Source organism: Psychrobacter piechaudii (assembly GCF_900162825.1).
In the GTDB taxonomy this organism is placed as follows: domain Bacteria; phylum Pseudomonadota; class Gammaproteobacteria; order Pseudomonadales; family Moraxellaceae; genus Psychrobacter; species Psychrobacter piechaudii.
Genome location: NZ_FUGE01000281.1, coordinates 1 through 248 on the forward strand (window position 1 = coordinate 1; position 248 = coordinate 248).

General features: G+C 37.9%; 1 protein-coding gene. It reads left to right on the forward strand.

Annotated features, from left to right (window positions below):
- Positions 1 to 197, forward strand: a 197-nt coding sequence (locus A1019T_RS12960; protein WP_244156670.1) for a transposase, incomplete at its 5' end; no start/stop codon positions are given.
- Positions 198 to 248: the final 51 nt, after the last annotated feature.

Here is a 248-nt window from a genome sequence, read left to right on the forward strand (position 1 = left end):
AAAACAATGAAGTTGCACCAACACCTACCACAATAGAGCCTAGCCTAACTGTTGGTATTGACTTAGGCATCAGCCACTTACTTAACTTATCAGACGGTAACAAGTTTGATAACCCAAAACATTTATCCAAATCCAGTCAAAGACTTTCTGGTGGTGGTTCAAAAAGTAGGCTGAAAAAAAACAGGCTGAGAAATTGATAAAATAGTGAAATGCAAATCACACTATACATCAAATGCCCAGCCTGTCTA